20 protein-coding genes are annotated in these 17,756 nt (G+C 66.3%); 11 read left to right on the top strand and 9 right to left on the bottom strand.

The window, feature by feature from the left end:
- Positions 1-24: 24 nt before the first annotated feature.
- The 3 genes from ACNJ7K_RS03945 to ACNJ7K_RS03955 all read left to right on the top strand — a co-directional run bounded on the left by ACNJ7K_RS03945 (position 25) and on the right by ACNJ7K_RS03955 (position 1,987).
- A protein-coding gene (locus ACNJ7K_RS03945; RefSeq protein WP_487041251.1) for an IS3 family transposase occupies positions 25-1,271 on the top strand; the annotation gives its coding sequence in 2 pieces (ribosomal slippage) (positions 25-355 and positions 355-1,271; 1,248 coding nt in all).
- Positions 1,272-1,362: 91 nt separating this feature from the next.
- Positions 1,363-1,653 carry a hypothetical protein gene (locus tag ACNJ7K_RS03950; protein WP_487041246.1) on the top strand — a complete coding sequence of 97 codons (291 nt, stop codon included), beginning with the start codon at positions 1,363-1,365 and terminating at the stop codon, positions 1,651-1,653.
- Entirely contained in the window at positions 1,640-1,987 is a 348-nt protein-coding gene (locus tag ACNJ7K_RS03955) for a hypothetical protein (RefSeq protein ID WP_487041247.1), read from the top strand. The genes ACNJ7K_RS03950 and ACNJ7K_RS03955 overlap by 14 nt, the downstream gene beginning before the upstream one ends.
- A 36-nt stretch (positions 1,988-2,023) precedes the next feature.
- On the opposite strand, the gene ACNJ7K_RS03960 is transcribed toward ACNJ7K_RS03955, so the two are convergent.
- The 3 genes from ACNJ7K_RS03960 to ACNJ7K_RS03970 form a co-directional block, all read right to left on the bottom strand.
- A complete protein-coding gene (locus tag ACNJ7K_RS03960; protein ID WP_186455177.1) occupies positions 2,024-2,206 on the bottom strand; it encodes a hypothetical protein in 183 nt (60 codons plus the stop codon).
- 272 nt (positions 2,207-2,478) lie between these two features.
- Entirely contained in the window at positions 2,479-3,249 is a 771-nt protein-coding gene (locus tag ACNJ7K_RS03965) for a helix-turn-helix domain-containing protein (RefSeq protein WP_487041248.1), read from the bottom strand.
- Between the two features lie 208 nt (positions 3,250-3,457).
- Entirely contained in the window at positions 3,458-4,159 is a 702-nt protein-coding gene (locus ACNJ7K_RS03970) for an SIMPL domain-containing protein (RefSeq protein WP_016696376.1), read from the bottom strand.
- Between the two features lie 193 nt (positions 4,160-4,352).
- On the opposite strand from ACNJ7K_RS03970, the gene ACNJ7K_RS03975 reads away from it, so the two are divergent.
- Positions 4,353-4,625 carry a GlsB/YeaQ/YmgE family stress response membrane protein gene (locus ACNJ7K_RS03975; protein ID WP_019289453.1) on the top strand — a complete coding sequence of 91 codons (273 nt, stop codon included), beginning with the start codon at positions 4,353-4,355 and terminating at the stop codon, positions 4,623-4,625.
- A gap of 69 nt (positions 4,626-4,694) precedes the next feature.
- Here ACNJ7K_RS03975 and ACNJ7K_RS03980 read toward each other — a convergent pair whose 3' ends face one another.
- Entirely contained in the window at positions 4,695-5,114 is a 420-nt protein-coding gene (locus tag ACNJ7K_RS03980; RefSeq protein ID WP_016696375.1) for a glutaredoxin domain-containing protein, read from the bottom strand.
- Positions 5,115-5,231: 117 nt separating this feature from the next.
- Between ACNJ7K_RS03980 and ACNJ7K_RS03985 the strand changes: the two genes are divergently transcribed.
- The 3 genes from ACNJ7K_RS03985 to ACNJ7K_RS03995 all read left to right on the top strand — a co-directional run bounded on the left by ACNJ7K_RS03985 (position 5,232) and on the right by ACNJ7K_RS03995 (position 7,419).
- On the top strand, positions 5,232-5,912 hold the full coding sequence (locus ACNJ7K_RS03985; RefSeq protein WP_225623558.1) for a phosphatase PAP2 family protein: 681 nt from the start codon (positions 5,232-5,234) through the stop codon (positions 5,910-5,912).
- Positions 5,913-6,237: 325 nt separating this feature from the next.
- Positions 6,238-6,420, top strand: a complete 183-nt coding sequence (locus tag ACNJ7K_RS03990; RefSeq protein ID WP_225623559.1) for a hypothetical protein — start codon at positions 6,238-6,240, stop codon at positions 6,418-6,420.
- A 99-nt stretch (positions 6,421-6,519) separates the two neighbouring features.
- Positions 6,520-7,419 carry a phosphatidylinositol mannoside acyltransferase gene (locus ACNJ7K_RS03995; RefSeq protein WP_016696372.1) on the top strand — a complete coding sequence of 300 codons (900 nt, stop codon included), beginning with the start codon at positions 6,520-6,522 and terminating at the stop codon, positions 7,417-7,419.
- A 34-nt stretch (positions 7,420-7,453) separates the two neighbouring features.
- Here ACNJ7K_RS03995 and ACNJ7K_RS04000 read toward each other — a convergent pair whose 3' ends face one another.
- A complete protein-coding gene (locus ACNJ7K_RS04000; protein ID WP_308257027.1) occupies positions 7,454-8,314 on the bottom strand; it encodes a DUF6920 family protein in 861 nt (286 codons plus the stop codon).
- A 531-nt stretch (positions 8,315-8,845) separates the two neighbouring features.
- Here ACNJ7K_RS04000 and ACNJ7K_RS04005 point away from each other — a divergent pair.
- Positions 8,846-9,745 (top strand): CPBP family intramembrane glutamic endopeptidase, encoded by a 900-nt coding sequence (locus ACNJ7K_RS04005; RefSeq protein ID WP_487041249.1) that lies wholly within the window; start codon positions 8,846-8,848, stop codon positions 9,743-9,745.
- A 129-nt stretch (positions 9,746-9,874) separates the two neighbouring features.
- A complete protein-coding gene (locus ACNJ7K_RS04010) occupies positions 9,875-10,483 on the top strand; it encodes a hypothetical protein (RefSeq protein ID WP_120282707.1) in 609 nt (202 codons plus the stop codon).
- A 671-nt stretch (positions 10,484-11,154) separates the two neighbouring features.
- Here ACNJ7K_RS04010 and ACNJ7K_RS04015 read toward each other — a convergent pair.
- A complete protein-coding gene (locus ACNJ7K_RS04015; RefSeq protein WP_120282708.1) occupies positions 11,155-12,660 on the bottom strand; it encodes a DUF4389 domain-containing protein in 1,506 nt (501 codons plus the stop codon).
- A gap of 339 nt (positions 12,661-12,999) precedes the next feature.
- Between ACNJ7K_RS04015 and ACNJ7K_RS04020 the strand changes: the two genes are divergently transcribed.
- Positions 13,000-13,608, top strand: coding sequence for an Rv1733c family protein (locus tag ACNJ7K_RS04020; protein WP_225623561.1), 609 nt, complete (start codon positions 13,000-13,002; stop codon positions 13,606-13,608).
- Positions 13,609-13,655: 47 nt separating this feature from the next.
- Here the strand turns inward: ACNJ7K_RS04020 and ACNJ7K_RS04025 are convergent, their stop codons facing one another.
- The 3 genes from ACNJ7K_RS04025 to ACNJ7K_RS04035 all read right to left on the bottom strand — a co-directional run bounded on the left by ACNJ7K_RS04025 (position 13,656) and on the right by ACNJ7K_RS04035 (position 16,039).
- Complete coding sequence (locus tag ACNJ7K_RS04025) at positions 13,656-13,997, bottom strand: hypothetical protein (protein WP_192378459.1); 342 nt, start codon at positions 13,995-13,997, stop codon at positions 13,656-13,658.
- An 82-nt stretch (positions 13,998-14,079) separates the two neighbouring features.
- Positions 14,080-15,480, bottom strand: coding sequence for a wax ester/triacylglycerol synthase domain-containing protein (locus ACNJ7K_RS04030; protein ID WP_159418247.1), 1,401 nt, complete (start codon positions 15,478-15,480; stop codon positions 14,080-14,082).
- 4 nt (positions 15,481-15,484) lie between these two features.
- On the bottom strand, positions 15,485-16,039 hold the full coding sequence (locus ACNJ7K_RS04035; protein ID WP_026061932.1) for a CBS domain-containing protein: 555 nt from the start codon (positions 16,037-16,039) through the stop codon (positions 15,485-15,487).
- 209 nt (positions 16,040-16,248) lie between these two features.
- Between ACNJ7K_RS04035 and ACNJ7K_RS04040 the strand changes: the two genes are divergently transcribed.
- Positions 16,249-17,756: PEP/pyruvate-binding domain-containing protein (locus ACNJ7K_RS04040; RefSeq protein WP_487041250.1), on the top strand; the 1,508-nt coding region annotated here is incomplete at its 3' end.

A 17,756-nucleotide genomic window follows, 5' to 3' on the forward strand; every position in this document is an offset into this window, starting at 1 on the left:
GGCCGGAGAATGCAGGACATCACCATGACGAAGAAGAAGTACTCTGACGAGTTCAAGGCCGACGCCGTGCGACTCTACGAGAGTCGCCCGGAAGTGTCGTACTCGTCGTTGGCCGCGGATCTGGGAGTCGCTCGGGGGTCGTTGAAGACGTGGGTGCACCTGGCGCGTAAGAAGGCCGCGATGGCGCGGTCTGCGCCCGACAAGAGCGTGGGTGCCTCGGAGACACCCGAGGAGCAGTGTGTGCGGATGCAGGCCGAGATCGAGCAGATTCGGGCCCGCAACCAGGCTCTGGTCGCGGAGAACGACAAGCTCAGCGAGGAACGAGACATCCTGCGTAAGGCCACGAAATATTTCGCGGCAGAGACGAACTGGTGATCCGCTTCCGGTTCGTTGACGACCACCGGGACACCCATGAGGTGAAGTGGATGTGCACGGTGCTCGGCATCCACCGGTCGAGCTACTACACGTGGCGAGCCGGAAAGGCGGCTCGGCTTGCCCGCCAGCAGGCCGATGCGGCGCTTGTCGACCGAATACGTGCCCACCACCAGGAATGGGGCCACACCCTCGGTTACCGGCGGATGACCGCCGAACTGGCCGATGATGACGCGGTGCCGGGCACGGTCAATCACAAGCGCGTGGCCAGGTTGATGCGAGTGAACAACATCGTCGGTGTGCACCTGCGTAAACCGAAGAGCACGACGATCAAAGATCCTGGGGCGCAGGTCTTCGAAGACCTGGTCAACCGTGATTTCACTGCAGACGAGCCTGGACGAGTTTTCGTCGGTGACATTACCTATCTTCCGCACAGCGGCGCCGGTGAGTTCCTCTACTTGGCGACCGTGATCGACGTGTGTTCCAGACGGCTCGTCGGCTGGTCGATCGCAGATCACATGCGTACCGAGGTCGTGGAGAACGCGCTCGACAATGCGGCGGCCCGAGGGTCGCTGGAAGGAGCGATTTTCCACTCCGACCACGGCCGTCAATTCACCTCCTCGGACTACCAGGCGACATGTCGCCGGCACGGGGTGCGGCAATCGATGGGCCGGATCGGGTCGAGTGCCGACAACGCGATGGCCGAGTCCTTCAATGCGTCGTTGAAGCGGGAGACGCTTCAGGGCGCGAAACGCTGGCTCGACGAAGCGCAATGCCGCACCGAGGTTTTCCGCTGGATCACTCGATACAACACACGCCGACGGCACTCATCACTGCGGAACCGATCACCACTTGACTTCGAGGTCGACCATGGGTCTACCCTTGATCGGGCCGCCTGACGTACACACCCAGTGTCCACTATCCAGGGGCCACGCCCATGCCCGCCTGCACCTGCTGGACCGGCAGATCCTCGACTGTGACGGCGTACCGGTGGCCACGGTCGATGACATCGAACTCAGCGGCATCGAATCCGACGGCGTCACCTCGTCAGCACCGCGTATCGAGGCGATCCTCACCGGCTCAACCTTGATGACTCGGATCTTCGGGGGCTGTCTGCCCCGAAGCCGCTTGCATCGCATCAAGTGGGACGACGTTGCCGAGGTCGGTATCACTCTCCGGCTACGAGTGCGGTCCGAGGCCTTGGATGCGACGTGGCCCGAGCGATGGGTGCGGGACCAGATCATCGGCCGCATTCCCGGGGGCCGCCATGCTCCTGACTGATCTGCTCGACCTGCCCGTCCACGAGCACAACGGCGACCACGTCGGGTGGGTGTGCGATATACGCTTCCGCATCCCTGCTCGTCCGGCTGTATCGGACAGTGGGGGAGTGCCGTCGCCGGAGGTCGTCGGCATTCTCCTCTCGCCTCGCCGGCGCGGCTCGTACCTCGGATTCGAACGCACCGATGTGCGTGCCCCGGTGTTGCTCGCTCGGTGGATCCGGTGGCGCCACCGCGGGACCTGCCTGGTTCCGTGGTCCGATGTCGATCGCGTCGAGGACGGGGCTGTCGTGCTGGACGCGCACTATCGTCGGGAATCGCCGCTGTTGAGCCGCTGACCGATCACGCCGCAGCCTCGACGATGCTGGGCGGAGTTACCATGCTCCGGCGGCGGCACGCCGCTGCTGCCGACGCCCACCTTTTCCGTCGTGACGTCGCCGCCCCGGTATCCGCTGCGCGCGTCGACGCAGCGCGAGCTCGTGCTGCAGACGCTCCGCAGAAAGCTTGCCCGGACCATGGATGCTCGTGCCATCCGGCCGTTCGATCGTGGTGGCCATCGCTGTGTCTCTCCTCGAGAATCTCGAAATTCGCCAGCGCCCAGTAGTACTCCTCGACGAGTACTGGGGCAACGGAATTTTCGCCCTCACCGCCGAGGACGAACGAACACCGAGTCGACGGCCACTTCGATACGGGTTCCCGACATCATCACCACCCCTCGCCGTCGATAGCTCAGCGAGACTGTCTACCGCAGAACGTCACCTACCCCTCATAAGACAACCATCCATCCGACCGGTCAACGGAATTCGGCCGAGTGCCGTCGCATCGGATCTCAGGCCGCAGCCGGCGCGCGACACCCGCACCGCACGGCACGCCCCTGCTCGTCATCGGGAAGCCACCCGTAATCGTCGCAGTCGCCGCACTTCGGTCGGAGGACACGGGGTGTCGGCAGCGACCGCCACAACGGCAACCATCCGTGCGCCAGTCGCATCGGATTGCCCGGCCTGTGCACGGATTTCGCTGCCGCAACCAGAGCCGGCACGCCGTGTGTGGCGACGAGTGCTTCGTTCGCCGCTGCCGCGTCGGGTTTGAGGTAGACGAAGGTTGCGGTCAGTCCGGCCCGCCTGCAGGCTGCCGCGAGCTCGACCACCGCCGGACTCAGCGGCGCCTTCGCGACGCGCGGTGTGCGGTTGTTTTCCGTCCTTGGTGTATCGGTACTTGAAAGAGCGCCTGGGTCTCCGATGTCCGCGCTGCCGCGGGTCGGATTCTCAGGCGCCGGGTCGGTGACGGGACGTTCGTAGATGGTCTGGATGGTGATCCACTGGCCGAGCTCGTTCTGGATCTTCTCGCGTACCAGGTAGCCGAGGTCGGCGAGCTCGCGTAAGGCCGATCGGATGGCGTCGCGACCTTCCTTCGGTGACTGTGCAGCGATCGAGTCGGCGCGGGTGCGCCAGTCGTCCGGCTTGGACAGCAACCAGGCGAGCACGCCCCGCGCGCGGAAGGACAGCCGCTCGTCCGTGATGACGGCGTTGCTGAGGACGGTGAAGTTGGCGGCAAGGCGCGGTCCACGACGCACGCCGCCGGCCAGGGTATTCTGACCCACGTTCGACTCCCTGTTAGTCGGACATCCGGCCCGTCGGGAGCTGCAACTCCTGGCGGGCCTTATTCGATTGTGGCCGCGCGGATCGGCGGCGTGCTGGCATCGTGCCACCTTCTGTACAAGGCGCGCAAGGAATCAAGCGGGGGGTGCTCGAATTTCGGTGTTCTCGACCTCGCTGAGCGGGGTCCGGAACACCGAATTTTCACCGGCGCTAGGGGGAAGCTTCGAACCGCGCCTCGACGTCGGCGGTGAGGGTGACGCGGTCGGGTTCGAAGACCAGCTCGGGTTCGGCGGACTCGGGTGCGCTCATCGCATCCGAGCGCAGCATCGCGGTGCGCATCATCGGAGCGCCGCCCGCATGGACGGGTGAGGGCTGGGAGCCGAGCATGCCCGGATCGGCGATGGCCACCGCACGAACCGTGTCGAGACCCAATGACGTCGTGTACGCCTTCGCCTTGTCGAGGGCGTCGCGGACGGCGAGGTCGCGGACCTGGGCGAGTCGCTTCTTCCGGGCCTTGCGGGTGATCCACCACTGGAGATCGGCCACGGTGACCACCTCGAGTTCGGCGACCCGTTCGATGAACGCGCCCACAGCGTCGAACTGGTGGAAGGTGACGGTGATCGACGCCGAGGAGTTGTACACCCACGGTCGGTTCTTGCCTTCGCGGTTGAACGGGCGCCGCCGGCTGTGGCGTACCCGATCGAAAGTCCACCGCTTCACCGGGCTCGGGGTGCGCTTGCGCAGTTCGGTGACGAGATCGGTGATGGTGGCGACGGCTGCGGTCACCGGTTCGGCGGCCTGCTTGCGCGACGAGCCGTCGGCGTGCACCCGCAACACCACCGTGCACCGGTTGGGTGCGACGGTGCGCTCGGCGTGACCGGTGACGGTGATCGTGACGAGAGGCCGGGTCATGCGCACGAGTGTGCCAGCGCAAGCCGACCCCGTCGGGCAGACGGCACGTGCCGTAGTCGGAACCGTCGAATCCGACCTTCCGGACCTCGCAATCGTGACACTCTGAAGTTGTCAGAAGTGAGAGGTGTGACTGGTGGGACGACTGGGTATCTGAGTTGAGTCGAACTAGCCAGTGTTCACGAAAGGACTGCACATGCTCGGACTCGGAATCCTCGGTTGGATCATCATCGGTGGTCTCGCCGGTTGGATCGGTAGCAAGATCATGGGCACCGACGCCCAGCAGGGCATTCTCCTCAACATCGTCGTCGGCGTCATCGGCGGCTTGATCGGTGGTTTCCTGCTGAAGGTCTTCGGCGTTGATGTCGAAGGCGGCGGACTGATCTTCAGTTTCCTGACCTGCCTCCTCGGCGCGGTCATCCTGCTGTTCCTCGTCAAGGCCGTCACCGGCCGGGGTGTGCGCCGCTAACCGCTCTGCATCAACGAGGTCCCGGATCCACACAGGATCCGGGACCTCGTTCGTGTCGGCGTCGGTTCGTCAGACGAGTTGATTGCGGAGCCAACGGGGGTCGGGATTGGTATGCGACACATCGCCGACGAACACCGTCGGCACCGTCTCGTTCCCGCCGTTGACTTCCCGGACCCGAGCGGCCGCAGCGGGATCCCGCCAGATGTTCACCCAGATCGCGCGACGCGCGCGGGTGCGCAGGGTAGCGCGCAACCGGATACAGAACGTGCACCCCGGGCGCCAGTACACCACCGGAACGCCGCGGGCTGCGGCGTCGCGACGGGCGGTGGCGTCGTCGACGTGATGGGGGAGGAACAGGGGAGAGACGACCCAGGCGAGGGCGAGGAGCAGTACTGCCGTCACCACCGAGGTCACGTCGAATGCGCCGGTGAGCAGAACGACGGCCGCGACGGCCACCATCGCTGCGGAAAGGATCCAGGTTCGCCACACCCCTGTGAGCCTAGTTCCGTCGAGCCCTACCGAAACCTGCCGAGTGAGACGCACGGCGGAACCCGCCCGACCTGCCGGTCTGCAGCCGGTCGAGATGGCGCGATAGCGTATTCGGTCATGGTCGTCACCGAGAGTTCACCTCCTGTATCCCCGCGGTTGGTCCGCTCGATGTTCATCCCTGCCGTAGGGGTGGCGCTCGTGCTGACTCTTCTCGCGGCGGCGACGGTGCCGATGCGCGACCGCCTGTATCTGTCCGTAGCCCAGACCGTCGAGGGATCCTTCCTCGGACCGCTCGCAGGTCTCGTCGCCGACAAGGGGTTGCTCGTCCTTGTCGCCTTCACCGGTGTGCTCGCGGCATGGCTGTGGCGGAACGATCGCCGCGGCTTCGGCACCCTCGCCGTCGGCGGCACCGGTGTCGTGGGTGCCTACCTGTCGAGCGAACTCGTCAAGCTCGTGGTGACGGAACCGCGACCGTGCCGCGCACTCGGCATCGAGACGGTGCTGGAATGCCCCGAAGTGGGTGACTGGTCCTGGCCGTCGAACCACTCCGTCATCGCGGCGTCGTTCGCCACGGCGTGTGTCCTCGCGGCTCCGCGTCTGATCTGGCTGGTCGCTCCGCTCGCCGCAGTGCTCGCCTTCTCTCGGGTGACGGTGGGGGTGCACTACGTCCACGACGTGCTGTCGGGTATGGCGCTCGGCGTGTTGGTGGTTGCGCTGGTCGTCGTGGTGCTTCTGCCGTTCGCGTCGCGGCTTCCGATCCTGTCGCGCGAGGCACCGGCGGTCCCGCCCACCGAGTAGGCGCACCGAATACAGCACACCGAATCCGGCTGTCGGCAGAGCAATCTGCAGGCAGCCGGATTTTTGTTCGCAAGTTGGACGGGGCGGGCGTGGTTCGTTACCGAGGTCCCTCGGTCGCTGCAGTGGACCCGGTTTGCACGACCATCGGCTCTGCATCGGGCCGGCGGTCGTTCTCGACGATCCGGACGACGTATCGGTCCCCGACCCGTCGGCCGAGTCTTCGCCTCATTTCGACTCTGTTCTTGCTCAGTGGGAGTACGACGGCGTCGAGTACATCAGCCGAGTGAGTCTCGAGGGCCGCGGCCGCACGGGAGAGACAGTCCGCATGGGGGTCGACGAGACGGGCAACTACATGCCGGTTCCCCGCACCGGTACCGAGAATGCGGTCACGGCGCTCGGTGCGGCTCTGGTGATTCTCGTCCTCGGCACCGTGGCATGCTCGCTCACGCTGTTCGGCGTCCACGTCGTGATGAACCGGCAGAGACTGTCTCGGTGGGACCGTAAGTGACAGGAAGCAGGACGACTCCCGGGGTGGCCGATCGGGTGAACGTCGCGCAGCGCCCGTCGTGATGGTCATCGTTGTCGACCTCCGCGTTCGGGGTACTCGATGCGCATGAAGGATCGGGCCTGGGATCTCGCATACGCCGCCGGTTGGTGGGCGGTATGCGCGCTACCGGAGGAGCCGGCGAGGCGCTTGTTCGAGATGGCCGCGGATCGAGCGGCCCGAAACGGCGGACCGATCCAACTACGCCGCAACCTCGCTCGGGTGTTGTCCACCACTCCCGATCAGGTACCGGATGAACTCGTACGCGCGAGCCTGCGTTCGTACGCGCGATATTGGTGCGAAGCGTTCCGCTTGCCGTCGATGGATCCGGTACGGCTGGCCGAGACCATCGACTCCGCGGCCACCGGTCTCGAACATATCCATACGGCCGTCGCGCGTGGGCGCGGCGCAGTGTTGGCGCTTCCGCACAGCGGAAACTGGGACCTAGCGGGAGTGTGGATCGTACAGCGGATCGGCACACCGACCGTCGTCGCCGAGCGGCTGCAACCGGAATCGTTGTTCCGCCGCTTCGTCCGGTTCCGTGAAAACCTGGGTTTCGAGATCATCCCGCTCACCGGCGGCACTGTCCCACCGTTCGAACAGCTGGCCGTCCGGATCCGGGAGGGACGGTTCGTCGGACTCCTCGGTGAACGGGATCTGACGGGAACGGGCGTGCCGGTCACCTTCTTCGGCGAACCGGCCTGCATGCCGGCCGGCCCGGCCAAGCTCGCGATCGATACCGGCGCACCGCTGCTGCCGGTGCACTGCTGGTTCACTCCGGGCGGATGGGGATTCCACGTCGACGCACCGATCGATACCGCAGGCGGCGTCCACGCCACAACCCAGAGGCTGGCCGATCGGTTCGCGGCCGGTATCGCCGCGCATCCCGCCGACTGGCACATGCTGCAATCGGTGTGGACGGCCGACCGGCGGGACCACACACAGACACCCGGCAGGGAGTGACGACGCCGGTTCTCGCGGCTGGCCTCGTAGACCGTCAGAAGAAGTCGGCAGAGGTGATCTCGGCGCGGAAGAACTCGCCGTCCCCACCGGTACCCGTGTCCCAACTCGCGCGGATCCGCGAGGCGATCGTCATGCCGCCGAACCGGCGTTCGGCCTCGACCGCGACGATGAACGGATACCGGCCGAACTCATGATTGTCGGGGTTGCCCCATCGCAGCATCCGCACCCCGCACAATGCCCCGTCATCGGCGACATCCAGACGCACGGTCTCCTTGTGGCGGTCCACCGTCCAGGTCGCCGAGGCGACGAATTCGTCGCCTCGCCACCGTGCGAGTGGAAACGATGTGGGCACGAAAATGCTCTCTCCGGCCAGGCGACCGGCCGCACTGTCGCTGACATCCGGACCATCGGCAGACATCACCGGGATGATTCCCCCGATCCGCCAAAGCATCTCGCCACACCCGTCGGTGAAACGATCGTACCCCGACACGGGCATCGGGCCGATCCGAGTGGTCGCAGCCCAGATGAACCCCGTCGCCGGAGCGAGGAGTTGGACGGCGGTGAACGGTCGCCAGGAGCCGAGTCTGATCTCCCCGGAAATCTCCAGCCGTGCAGCTGCGGCCATCGGCGTGCCCTCGGCAACGGCATGATCGATCCAACGCCGCGCAGCAGGTGGCAGGGATGCGGTCATTGCCGGCGCGAACCGCTTACCGGTGCCCTTGACCTCGGACAGAGCGCGCCAGTGTGCGCCGACATGATGAGCGGCGCACGGAACAGCTGGTGCACGGCCTATGCGCACGAATCCTCCACCGGTCGGCTCGGCCCTTGACGATGCTTCGCTCGGACTCGGTGCTTCATCGGTGGGGTGGGCCGATACTCGCTGATTCCAGCACATTATGCCCGGCCCCGTGTCCTTGCCGATGGAATAGTCGATCGTCGCGCTGTAGGAAATCTCGGTCGGTCGCGGGTGGCGTCGCGGGGTAGACGGTCGTCCGAGACGGAAGAGGTACACATGCGCGCCACGGGTTGAGGACGCCGATTGTGGGGATGGTGGCTTTCGTCGCCGGCGCGATAGTGGTAGCAGTCTCAACCGAACTAGGTTTCGCGGGCCGGGACGCGAACGGTTCGGCGTCTCGGCGTCGCATAGCACGAATCGACTGGTCGGCTGAGGGTGTTTTACACGGCCGTTTCATATATGTCGGGCCGGAGGCAACGAATCCGAGTCGAGAGTAGAGCGGTTGCGCATCTGCTGTGTGCAGCATCCAACCGTGTCGTCCATCGCGCAGGCACACGACCTGGCTTCGCGACTTGGGCGCCGATTCTCGGAAGTCACCGACCCCGAGGGGTGTCGACTCGACGAATCCCGTTCCGTGTCACGCGAGGGCACGGGCAATGAAGCAGGAATTCGACGTCTCCTCCATCGTGCTTGTCGATTTCCCGCGGCATTGCTCGATGTCGGCGGAACGGGGCTTTCACCCGCCGACCGCTGACGTTCGCGACTTTCCAGATTACGCCCGGGACGGCGGGTAATAAGGACGGCATGACGAAATTGAATGCCGCGAGTCCCATCTGGCATGCGTTGGTGTGGATAGCGGTCTACGTGCTGCTTGCCAACATCGGCGACTGGATCTCCGAACTCTTCGACGAGCCGAATCTGGCGACCGCGCCGCTGTTGGCTGTGCTGTCGGTCGTCCTGTTCGCATACGTGAGGCGGAACGGCTGGTTGCGCTACTACGGTCTTCGCGCCCCCACGAGAGACGATTTCGCGGGCACGGTATGGTACATACCGTTGGGTGTCATCGTGGTGCTGCAGTACGCCAAAGGCTTTCGCAGTGATCTCGACCCGACCGAGGTGCTGCTGATAGTTCTGTTGATGGTTAGCGTCGGATTCGTCGAGGAACTGATCTTCCGGGGCTTGCTGTTCCGGGCCGTGCTCACGAACGGCACTCTGACCCGGGCCGTGCTCATCTCGGGCATCACGTTCGGTATCGGGCACGTCGTGAATCTGGGGCGGGGATTCACGATCGCCGAGCAACTCGTTCAGATCGGTTTCGGGGTGGTCCTGGGGATCGTGCTGGCCTTGCTGTTCGCTGTGACCGGCACCATCGTTCCGCTCATCGTGTTCCATGCGCTGTTGAACATCAGTGGAAACGTGACGGCGCCCAGTTCCGACGCCGACCTGGTCCTGTTGGCTGTCACGGCTGTCCTCTGTGCTGGGTACATCGCGTATCTGGTGTCGGTGCTCCGGCGGCGAGGGGCTCGAGTCGGGACGGAGCCGGCACCGCGGCCGGGTCCGGTCGGTCGGGACCGCGGCCGTGTCCGGTAACGACGCTCGTCTCGAAGGGCAGGTGCTCACCCTGCAGAGCAGTGGCGGCTGCGTCGGGCCTTCGACGATCTCAATGACCCCGGCGCGAAAAGCGCCCGTTGCGGCGCACGATGTTCCTATCGTGGAGCGGTGACAGGAACCGAATCCGACAACCCCGCTACCGGTGATCTGCTCGATGTCTATCTACCGACCTACGATGTCGTGCTGACCGAACACCTGACGGTCGAAGCCGATGTGTCCGCCACCTACCGGGCCGCGCATGATCTGGATTTCCTGCGGGTCCGCACCCCATTGCTGACCGCGGCCTTCTTCGTCCGCGGACTGCCCGCCCGTCTCGCCCGCCGACCGGCGCCAACGCTGCCTGAGCTGCGCATGTTCGCCGACCCCTCGTCGGCTGGGTTACCCGGCTGGCTGGTCCTGGGGCAGGTACCCGATCGGGAGATCGCCTTCGGTGCGGTCGGTAAGTTCTGGCGGCCCGACATCGAATGGCGCGACGTCCCTCGCGAGGAGTTCGCGGCGTTCGACGACCCAGGATGGGGAAAGATCGGTTGTCACTTCCTGGTGCGACCCAACGGCGCGAACCGCAGCATGCTCAGCTACGAATGCCGCACGAGCACGACAGATCCGCGCTCACACAAGCAGATGATGCGGTACTGGTGGCTGATTCGGCCGTTCGTCGGTCACATCATGCGTGCCACCGTGCGCACCATCGCAGCCGATGCCCGCCGAGGCACCTGATTTCCCTTGTTCCACCCGGCAGCCACGCATGGAGAAGCCCACGGTGCGCGTGGCGCGGACTCTGCTCACCGAGCCCTCATCGAGGCAAGGGGGCATACGGTTCTGAGGCCGGCATGCCGACCCGATTGCGCGGGATCGTCTCGAATCGCAAGGCCGAGAACCATCCCGATTCCCGCCCCATAAGCGATGTCGAGGCTCACAGCGTTGTCGAGGACACTGGGCTCGATTGCCATGTACCGGACGATACGGCAGTGGGCGAGCAATCGGCCTCCATGCTGCATCGACAGTCGGAGTCAATGGTCCACAGGCACGCGCATGATGGGACCGAAACGCGGCCGCACGAACCACCAGAGGCACCTGCGCGCCGTCCTGGACCGCAGATCGGGGGTGACCGCAGCATCCGTTGCCGACCGCACCGAAGCCGCGTCCGTAGGGACGCCTCATGAATGGGCGCCGATCTTGCCCCGATTCGCTCCGCACGTATCCCCTCGTGCTCGAGGAGCGGGGTTTGCGTATCGACCCGAAAGCTCTCCGGATCGTCCACGAGCGAGGTGCCGACATCCGGAGAGATGCGCGAGAGGCCTGATCCGGTACACCGATCCTCGGTCGTGCTCGGCAGCGTCGGGGCGGACACGGTCGCTGGTGCGGCGCATCGAGTGTGGACCAGAACGTCACAGACGCGGTGGTTCGCGGGTTGACAAATGGTCCGGGACCGACGAGGAGGCGGCCGGTCCTGGCGGTGGGGTGGTGTCGGCGCGCTCGCCCGGGTCGTGCGGGCCCTGGTCGAAGTGGAAGGGAGGATATTCGTCGCGCATGAGCGCGGCATAGGCCCACACGCGATAGAGCCAGCGGTTGATGCCCATGACGAAGTCGAACAATCCCCGGGGATAAGTGCCGGTGAACAACACCGCCAGTGCCGCGAACAACACCAGCACGCCCAGCAGTGAACCGAACGCCCATGTGCCGTTGTCGGCACCGTTGCCGGTGGCGATCCCGATGCTCCAGCCGCCGAGCCATCCGCCCGCCAGCACTGCGAGGACGAGGTAGTGGGGGATGGCCAGCAGCCACCACTTGATCAACACCAGTCCGCGGGAGAGTCTCTGGGGGTAGTCGACCTCGAGATCGGCCGGGTAGTCGGTGCGGTGCAGGCTGAACGGGGGGTAGCGGTCGGTGCCCAGCGCCGAATAGGTGTAGAACGCCACCCGCCAGTTCCAGCGCAACACCCCGACGTTGAAATCGAACAGGGCACGGGGATAGCGGCCTGTGACCACGATGGCGACCCCGGCGGCCAGGGTGGCGAACACGAAGGCGACATTCAGGAAGAACAGCACGAGGTAGTGCGGGATCGCGATGATCCATTTGACCAGCCACAGCCACCGGGACAGCGGTTCGTCCAGTTCTCCGCGCAGGTGCACCGGGTACGCCCGCACCTGGTGTTGCGGTGCCGGTGTGGGCGTGGCGTCGGCGGCACCGTATGCCGGCCGGTGCGCAGGTGGGGGTCCGTGACGGCCGAGTCCGATCGCCCCGGCGAGCAGCAGGGGCAGTCCGAGGATCAGCAACACCACGGCGCCGGCCAGCGCCCCCAGCGCGAGCGGTCCGAGCAGGTCGATGTGCGCCCCTGCCTGCAGGCGGACATCGACTCCCGGTGAGCCGTCGGCATTCATGACCACGACGGTCCAGCTTCCCTCACGTACCGGCCATTGGGCCTGCTGGGTTCCCGCCCCGACGGCGGTGGCGTCCCAGAAGGGTTGCTCATTCGGTGCTGCGGCGGGCTCGTCGCCGGGGATCTCCCGGTAGTCGGCGTCGAAGGGATCGAACTGCACCTCGGTGATGACGGTGTGCGCGACGTTCGCCAGATAGGCCTCGACGTCGCGGGTGGGGCCGATTCCGACGAAGATCTCACGCTCCGGTGCGGTGGCCGTGGCGCGCACGAGGAAACGGCCGATGTCCTGGGTGCGGAAACCGGGCGGGGCCGGTTCGTCGAGGAACAGATCCACACGTTCGGAGAGCAGCGCGCTGGAGGCGGTTCGGAACGTCTCGGTGGGGGTGGTCAGATATCCCTTGTCCCGCTGGATGACGTACAGCACCCCCAGGATCAACGCGGCGGCCCCCAAGAGCATGCCGAGCAGCGAGAGGATTGTGCCGACGACGAGCAGGACGACTTTGCCGGTCTTCACGGATTGGCCCTCCAGACGACAACGACGGTCGGGGGAGTCGTCGGGTCACTGGAGGAACGACTCCGGGACTGTGCACTGGTGCGGTGGGGCACGCAGAGGTGACGGCGCGGCGCCCTCGGCGGATTTGTCGGGGGCGTTGCCGGTGGTCGGTCCCAGCGTATGTCGCACAGGTCAGTGCCGGGAAGGGAACAACGGCTCTACCGAATCGTGCCCGGCGTTCGGTGGCCACCGGGCGCGCCCATGGAAGCGACCAATGGCTCTACAGCAACGGCGGTAGACGGTCGACACTGAGGACAGAACAACACCGAGGACAGGACAACGGATGTCCCGGAGAGTGTGATGAGTCGCAAGGATCCGGTAGTGATTCGATGGTGGCGCCTGCGGCCGTGGAGCCCGAATCCGCTCATGCGCGGCAGTGACCGGATCGAGACCGTCGCAGTGATCTTCATAGTGGCCGCCATGATGCTGCTCGTGCCCATTGCCGGTGCGATCGGAACCGTCTCGTATGCGCAGCTGACCGAACGATCACATCAGGCGATCACCGGGGCCCAGCAAGTGCCGGCACTCGTGGTCGACAACGATGCGGGTGCAATGTCGGTGCGGGACCCGGTATCCGAGACTTCGACAGGACTTGCCCCTGTTCTCGCGCGTTGGGAGGCGGCGGGCACAGAGCACACCGGTCGGGTGAGACTCGAGACCCGCGCCGAGGCGGGGGAGACTGTGCTCATCTGGGTCGATGAGGACGGCAACTACAGGCCGGCGCCGCGTACCGGAACGGAGAACGCGATCGCGGCGCTCGGAACAGCTTTGGCGTTTCTCGTCCTCGGAACGGCGGGATGCGCACTCGTCCTGTTCGGGCTGCACTGGGTGATGAACAGACATCGGATCGTGCGGTGGCAGCAGGAGTGGCAACAGGTGCGCCGTTCGCCGGGGTGGCACATCGGTTGAGGGCACCAAATGGCGCAATTCGGACCATGGGTGCGCTTCCCAAGTTGTCACCGGGATGCGCCAGGCGTGCTCGGCCGTTGGTAGGTCACTTCCCACGGCTGCGCTCCGTGGTCGACCGGGCGCCATCCGTCCCCTTCGATGCGGTGTTGTATTTCGGCGAGGCTGTCGTCCATCCCGGGTGCCCACTGGTCCTGTGGGGGTACCGTTCCCCATAGTCGGGGGACGGGGAAGGCGGCACCGCGATAACGTGCTCGGCCGTCGACGACGCCGACGAACCGAATGTAGGCGTTACCCGACTGGGAGGACAGGGTCGCCAGAAGCGCGGCCCACCAGTGCCGGGCCCCGACTTCTTCCAGTTGGAGTCGCAAGGTCTCGGTCTCGGGAGACATGCATCGGTCCTGTCTGTCGCGTCGTCGTCTGCCGCGTGACCCAAAAGACCCGCATGTGTGCCGGTCCGGTGATATCTGCTGGTTACGGTGCTGTTGGGTCTGCGGCGTCGGCGAGGTGGTGGAACTGTTCGTGCAGAGCCGTGGTGAGCTCTTCGAGGTCGGGGACGAGATCCGGATCGACCATGATCGTCACCGTCAGTGTGCCCGCATAGGACAGTGCCACGAAGGCGACAGCGATGTTTCCGGTGCTGACGATCAGCGGCACGATCGAGGTGACCGGCGCGTGGGCGATCGTCAGCGGCGTGGGTGGGCCCGGCAGGTCGGACAGGAACGAATTGACCAGCCGCTGCCGGTCGATGAACCACCGGAACATCCCGGTGGCGGCCAGGGCCCGGAACCACGGACCCATCACCGCGGCTGACCCACCGCGCACGGTCGCCTTCTGCAGTCGGGTCCTGTGGGCCACGGCCACCAGACGCTGTGTCGGTGTCCCGACCAGCGGTACCCGCACGGGCATGACCCCGACCTGATTGCCCAACTGGCCACCGGCGGCAGCGCTACGAGCGGACACCGGTACCGAGATCACCAACTCCGACGGGCGCTCCCCGCGCCTGCGCAGGACCGTGGCCAGGGCGCCGCTGACGGCCACCAGCAGCACATCGTTGACCGTCGCCGCCCCGCATCGCCCCACCCGGCGGAGGGTCTCCAACTCCATCTCGGCCGTGCTGACCGCACGGCGAGCACCGGTGGGGGCATTGAACGAACAGCGAGGTGCACGTCCACCGGTGCCGCGCCCGAGTTCGGCCCACGCTGCCGGAATACGGGCGAGGGTCCATGGAAGATGGCGCAGCATCCGCAGACGTTCGGTGAGGTTGTCGACGAACAATTCCCGATTCCGGGGCCGCTCGGAAATCGAGACAGGGTCGTCGGTGGGTGCGGTGGTGTGCGGGCCATCGACGAGGTGCGCCAGAATCGCCAGACCTCCGATCCCGTCGGCCAGCACGTGGTGCAGCACCATCACCACCGCCACCCGGCCGTGGGGATCCGCGATGTCGGTGACGACGATCGCACGCCACAACGGCCGCGTTCGAGGCAATAGCCGGGTGAGCGCGTCCACCGCCAGCGACAGGACGGCCTCCCGGTCGCCGGGAGCCGGGCACCGCACCTGCGACAGGTGGGCTTCGAGGTCGAAGTGCGCATCGTCGAACCAGTAGGGACGTCCGAGCCCGCAGCCCGGTTCGATCAAACGTTGCCGCAACCGCCCGATCCGGACGAGTCGCTCGGCGAGGACGGACCGCACCGTCGCCGGATCCGGGGTGTCGATGTCGGTCTCGGCGAGGAAAAGTACCGCACCGACGTGCAGTGGTACCGGTCCGACATCCGAGACGAGCTCGGTCAGATCACCTGGACCGATACGCTCTATCTGCTTCGATCCGATCACCTTTCGCGGACCGTGCGTGTGGTTGTCTGCGCCGGGGGTCATGGCGTCAGCCGACACGTACACCGGTCACACCGGGGACCGTCTCGGCGAGCGCGGCAACGACCCGACGTTCGGACTCCTCGGCGTCTGCGCCGGAAACGTCGACGCGGCCGTCGGTGACCGTCGCCGTCCAGCGATGTGGTCCTGCGTAGACGTCGAGACGGTGCTGAACCTCGTGCAGGATGCGGGTGTCATCCATCGTCAGCAACGACAGCAGATCGCGCCGTGTCACGATCCCGACGATCTTGCCGTTCTCGACGATCGGGATTGCGCGCAGACCGGAGCGCAGCATCGCGGAGGCGAGAGCACTGACCTCGGTCTCTGGGGTCATCGCCACCACCGGGCTGGTCATGGCATCGGCTGCGGTGCCCTCCGTTCGAGGATGGTTGTGGAACTTCTCGCGCAGCAGATCACCTTCGGAGACGATGCCGACCAGGTGTTCGTCCTCGACGACAGGCAGGGCGGTGAAGCCGGATTCGTCGGCGATGCGCAGGCAGTCGTCGATCGACGTCGTCGGGCCGACCGTGGTGACGGGGATGCTCATGATGTGCCGCGCGTGCATGCTCGTTCCTTCCGTCGACTCCAGCGTCACCGCCCTACGCGCTCGGGGGAAGAGTCGTTGGACCCCTGTCGTCGATTGCGGACCGACGTCCTTTCACCCCGCGATTCGATCCGAAGACCGCCCCCAGCGGCCTACCGTGAAACACATCCTGCCGTGCACGAGACAAAGCGCCCCTGCACTCGGCACGGCCACACTCCGGGGAGTCAACCATGGCCAAAGACAATCTGTGGGTACGACCGATCGCGGAGGTCGGCGCCGCCGACGCGCCGACGGTCGGTGGCAAGTCCGCCAATCTGGGTGAACTCACCCGGGCGGGGTTTCCGGTACCGCCGGCGTTCGCCGTCACCACCGATGCGTATCTCGACGCGATGGACGCAGCCGGCGTCCGATCCCGGCTGGCCGCCGAGGCGGTCCCTGCCGCCGACATCGACGACGCCACCCTGATCCGCACCTCCGCCGAGCTCGCCGCCCTGGTGACGGATTCGACCGTGCCGGCCGGGATGCGCGCGGCGATCGTCTCCGCCTACGAGAGCCTCGGTCCCGATGTGCCGGTCGCGGTGCGGTCGTCCGCTCCCGCGGAGGACGCCGCGGATACCTCGTTCGCCGGTATCCACGAGTCGTACACGAACATCATCGGCGCCGACGCGGTGATCCGCGCGGTGCAGGCGTGCTGGGCCTCGTTGTGGTCCGAACGCGCCCGCACCTACCGAGGGCTGCGCGGGGTGACCGACGAACCGTCCATCGCCGTGGTGGTCCAGGTGATGGTGAAGTCCGAGTCGTCGGGCGTGGCGTTCACGGCCGACCCGCGCACGGGCGAACTCGATCGGATCGTCGTCGAAGCAGCGCTCGGTCTCGGTGAGGTCGTCGTCGGCGGGCAGGTCGAACCCGACACGTACGTCGTGGCGAAGGACGGCTTCGAGGTGCTCGACGTGCACCTCGGTCATCAGGAATTCCGCATCACCTCCACCGACAGCGGGGACAGCCGCGTCGCACTCGACCCCGAGCGCCGCACCCGGGTCCTCGACGACGAGCAACTCCTGCGCGTCGCACGGCTGGCCGCCGGAGTCGAAGAACACTACGGGCATCCCCAGGACCTCGAGTTCGCGTTCGCCGACGACGAGTTGTGGATCGTGCAGACCCGCCCCATCACCACACTCGACCAACCGGCGGCTCCCGCCCCGTCCGGCAACGGCGAGGCACGACCGTTGCTGACCGGTCTCGGCGCGGGCCCCGGGACGGCGACCGGCCGCGTGCGGGTGCTGCACGAACTCGTCGACGGGAAGCGCTTAAGCGACGGCGAGATCATCGTGGCACCGATGACCCGGCCGGACTGGCTGCCGATCCTGCGACGCGCCGGCGGCATCGTCACCGACGGCGGCGGCATCACCTGCCACGCGGCCATCGTCGGACGGGAACTCGGCAAGCCCGTCGTGGTCGGTGCACGTACCGCCACCACCGATCTGCACGACGGGCAGCTGATCACCGTGGACGGCAACGTCGGTGTGGTGTTCGACGGGGCGGTCCACACCGCCGAGCGGCCCGCGGCGACGACCTCCGCGCCGGCGACATCGACTCTCTCCGCCGAGACTGTGACGGCCACAGCGGTCTACGTCAATCTCGCCACCCCCGACGCCGCGGAGGCGGTCGCCGCGACCGATGTCGACGGCGTCGGTCTGCTGCGCGCCGAGTTCATGATCACCGAAGCGCTCGCGGGGGA

It is taken from the genome of Rhodococcus shunpengi (assembly GCF_048381395.1).
Lineage (GTDB): Bacteria > Actinomycetota > Actinomycetes > Mycobacteriales > Mycobacteriaceae > Rhodococcus.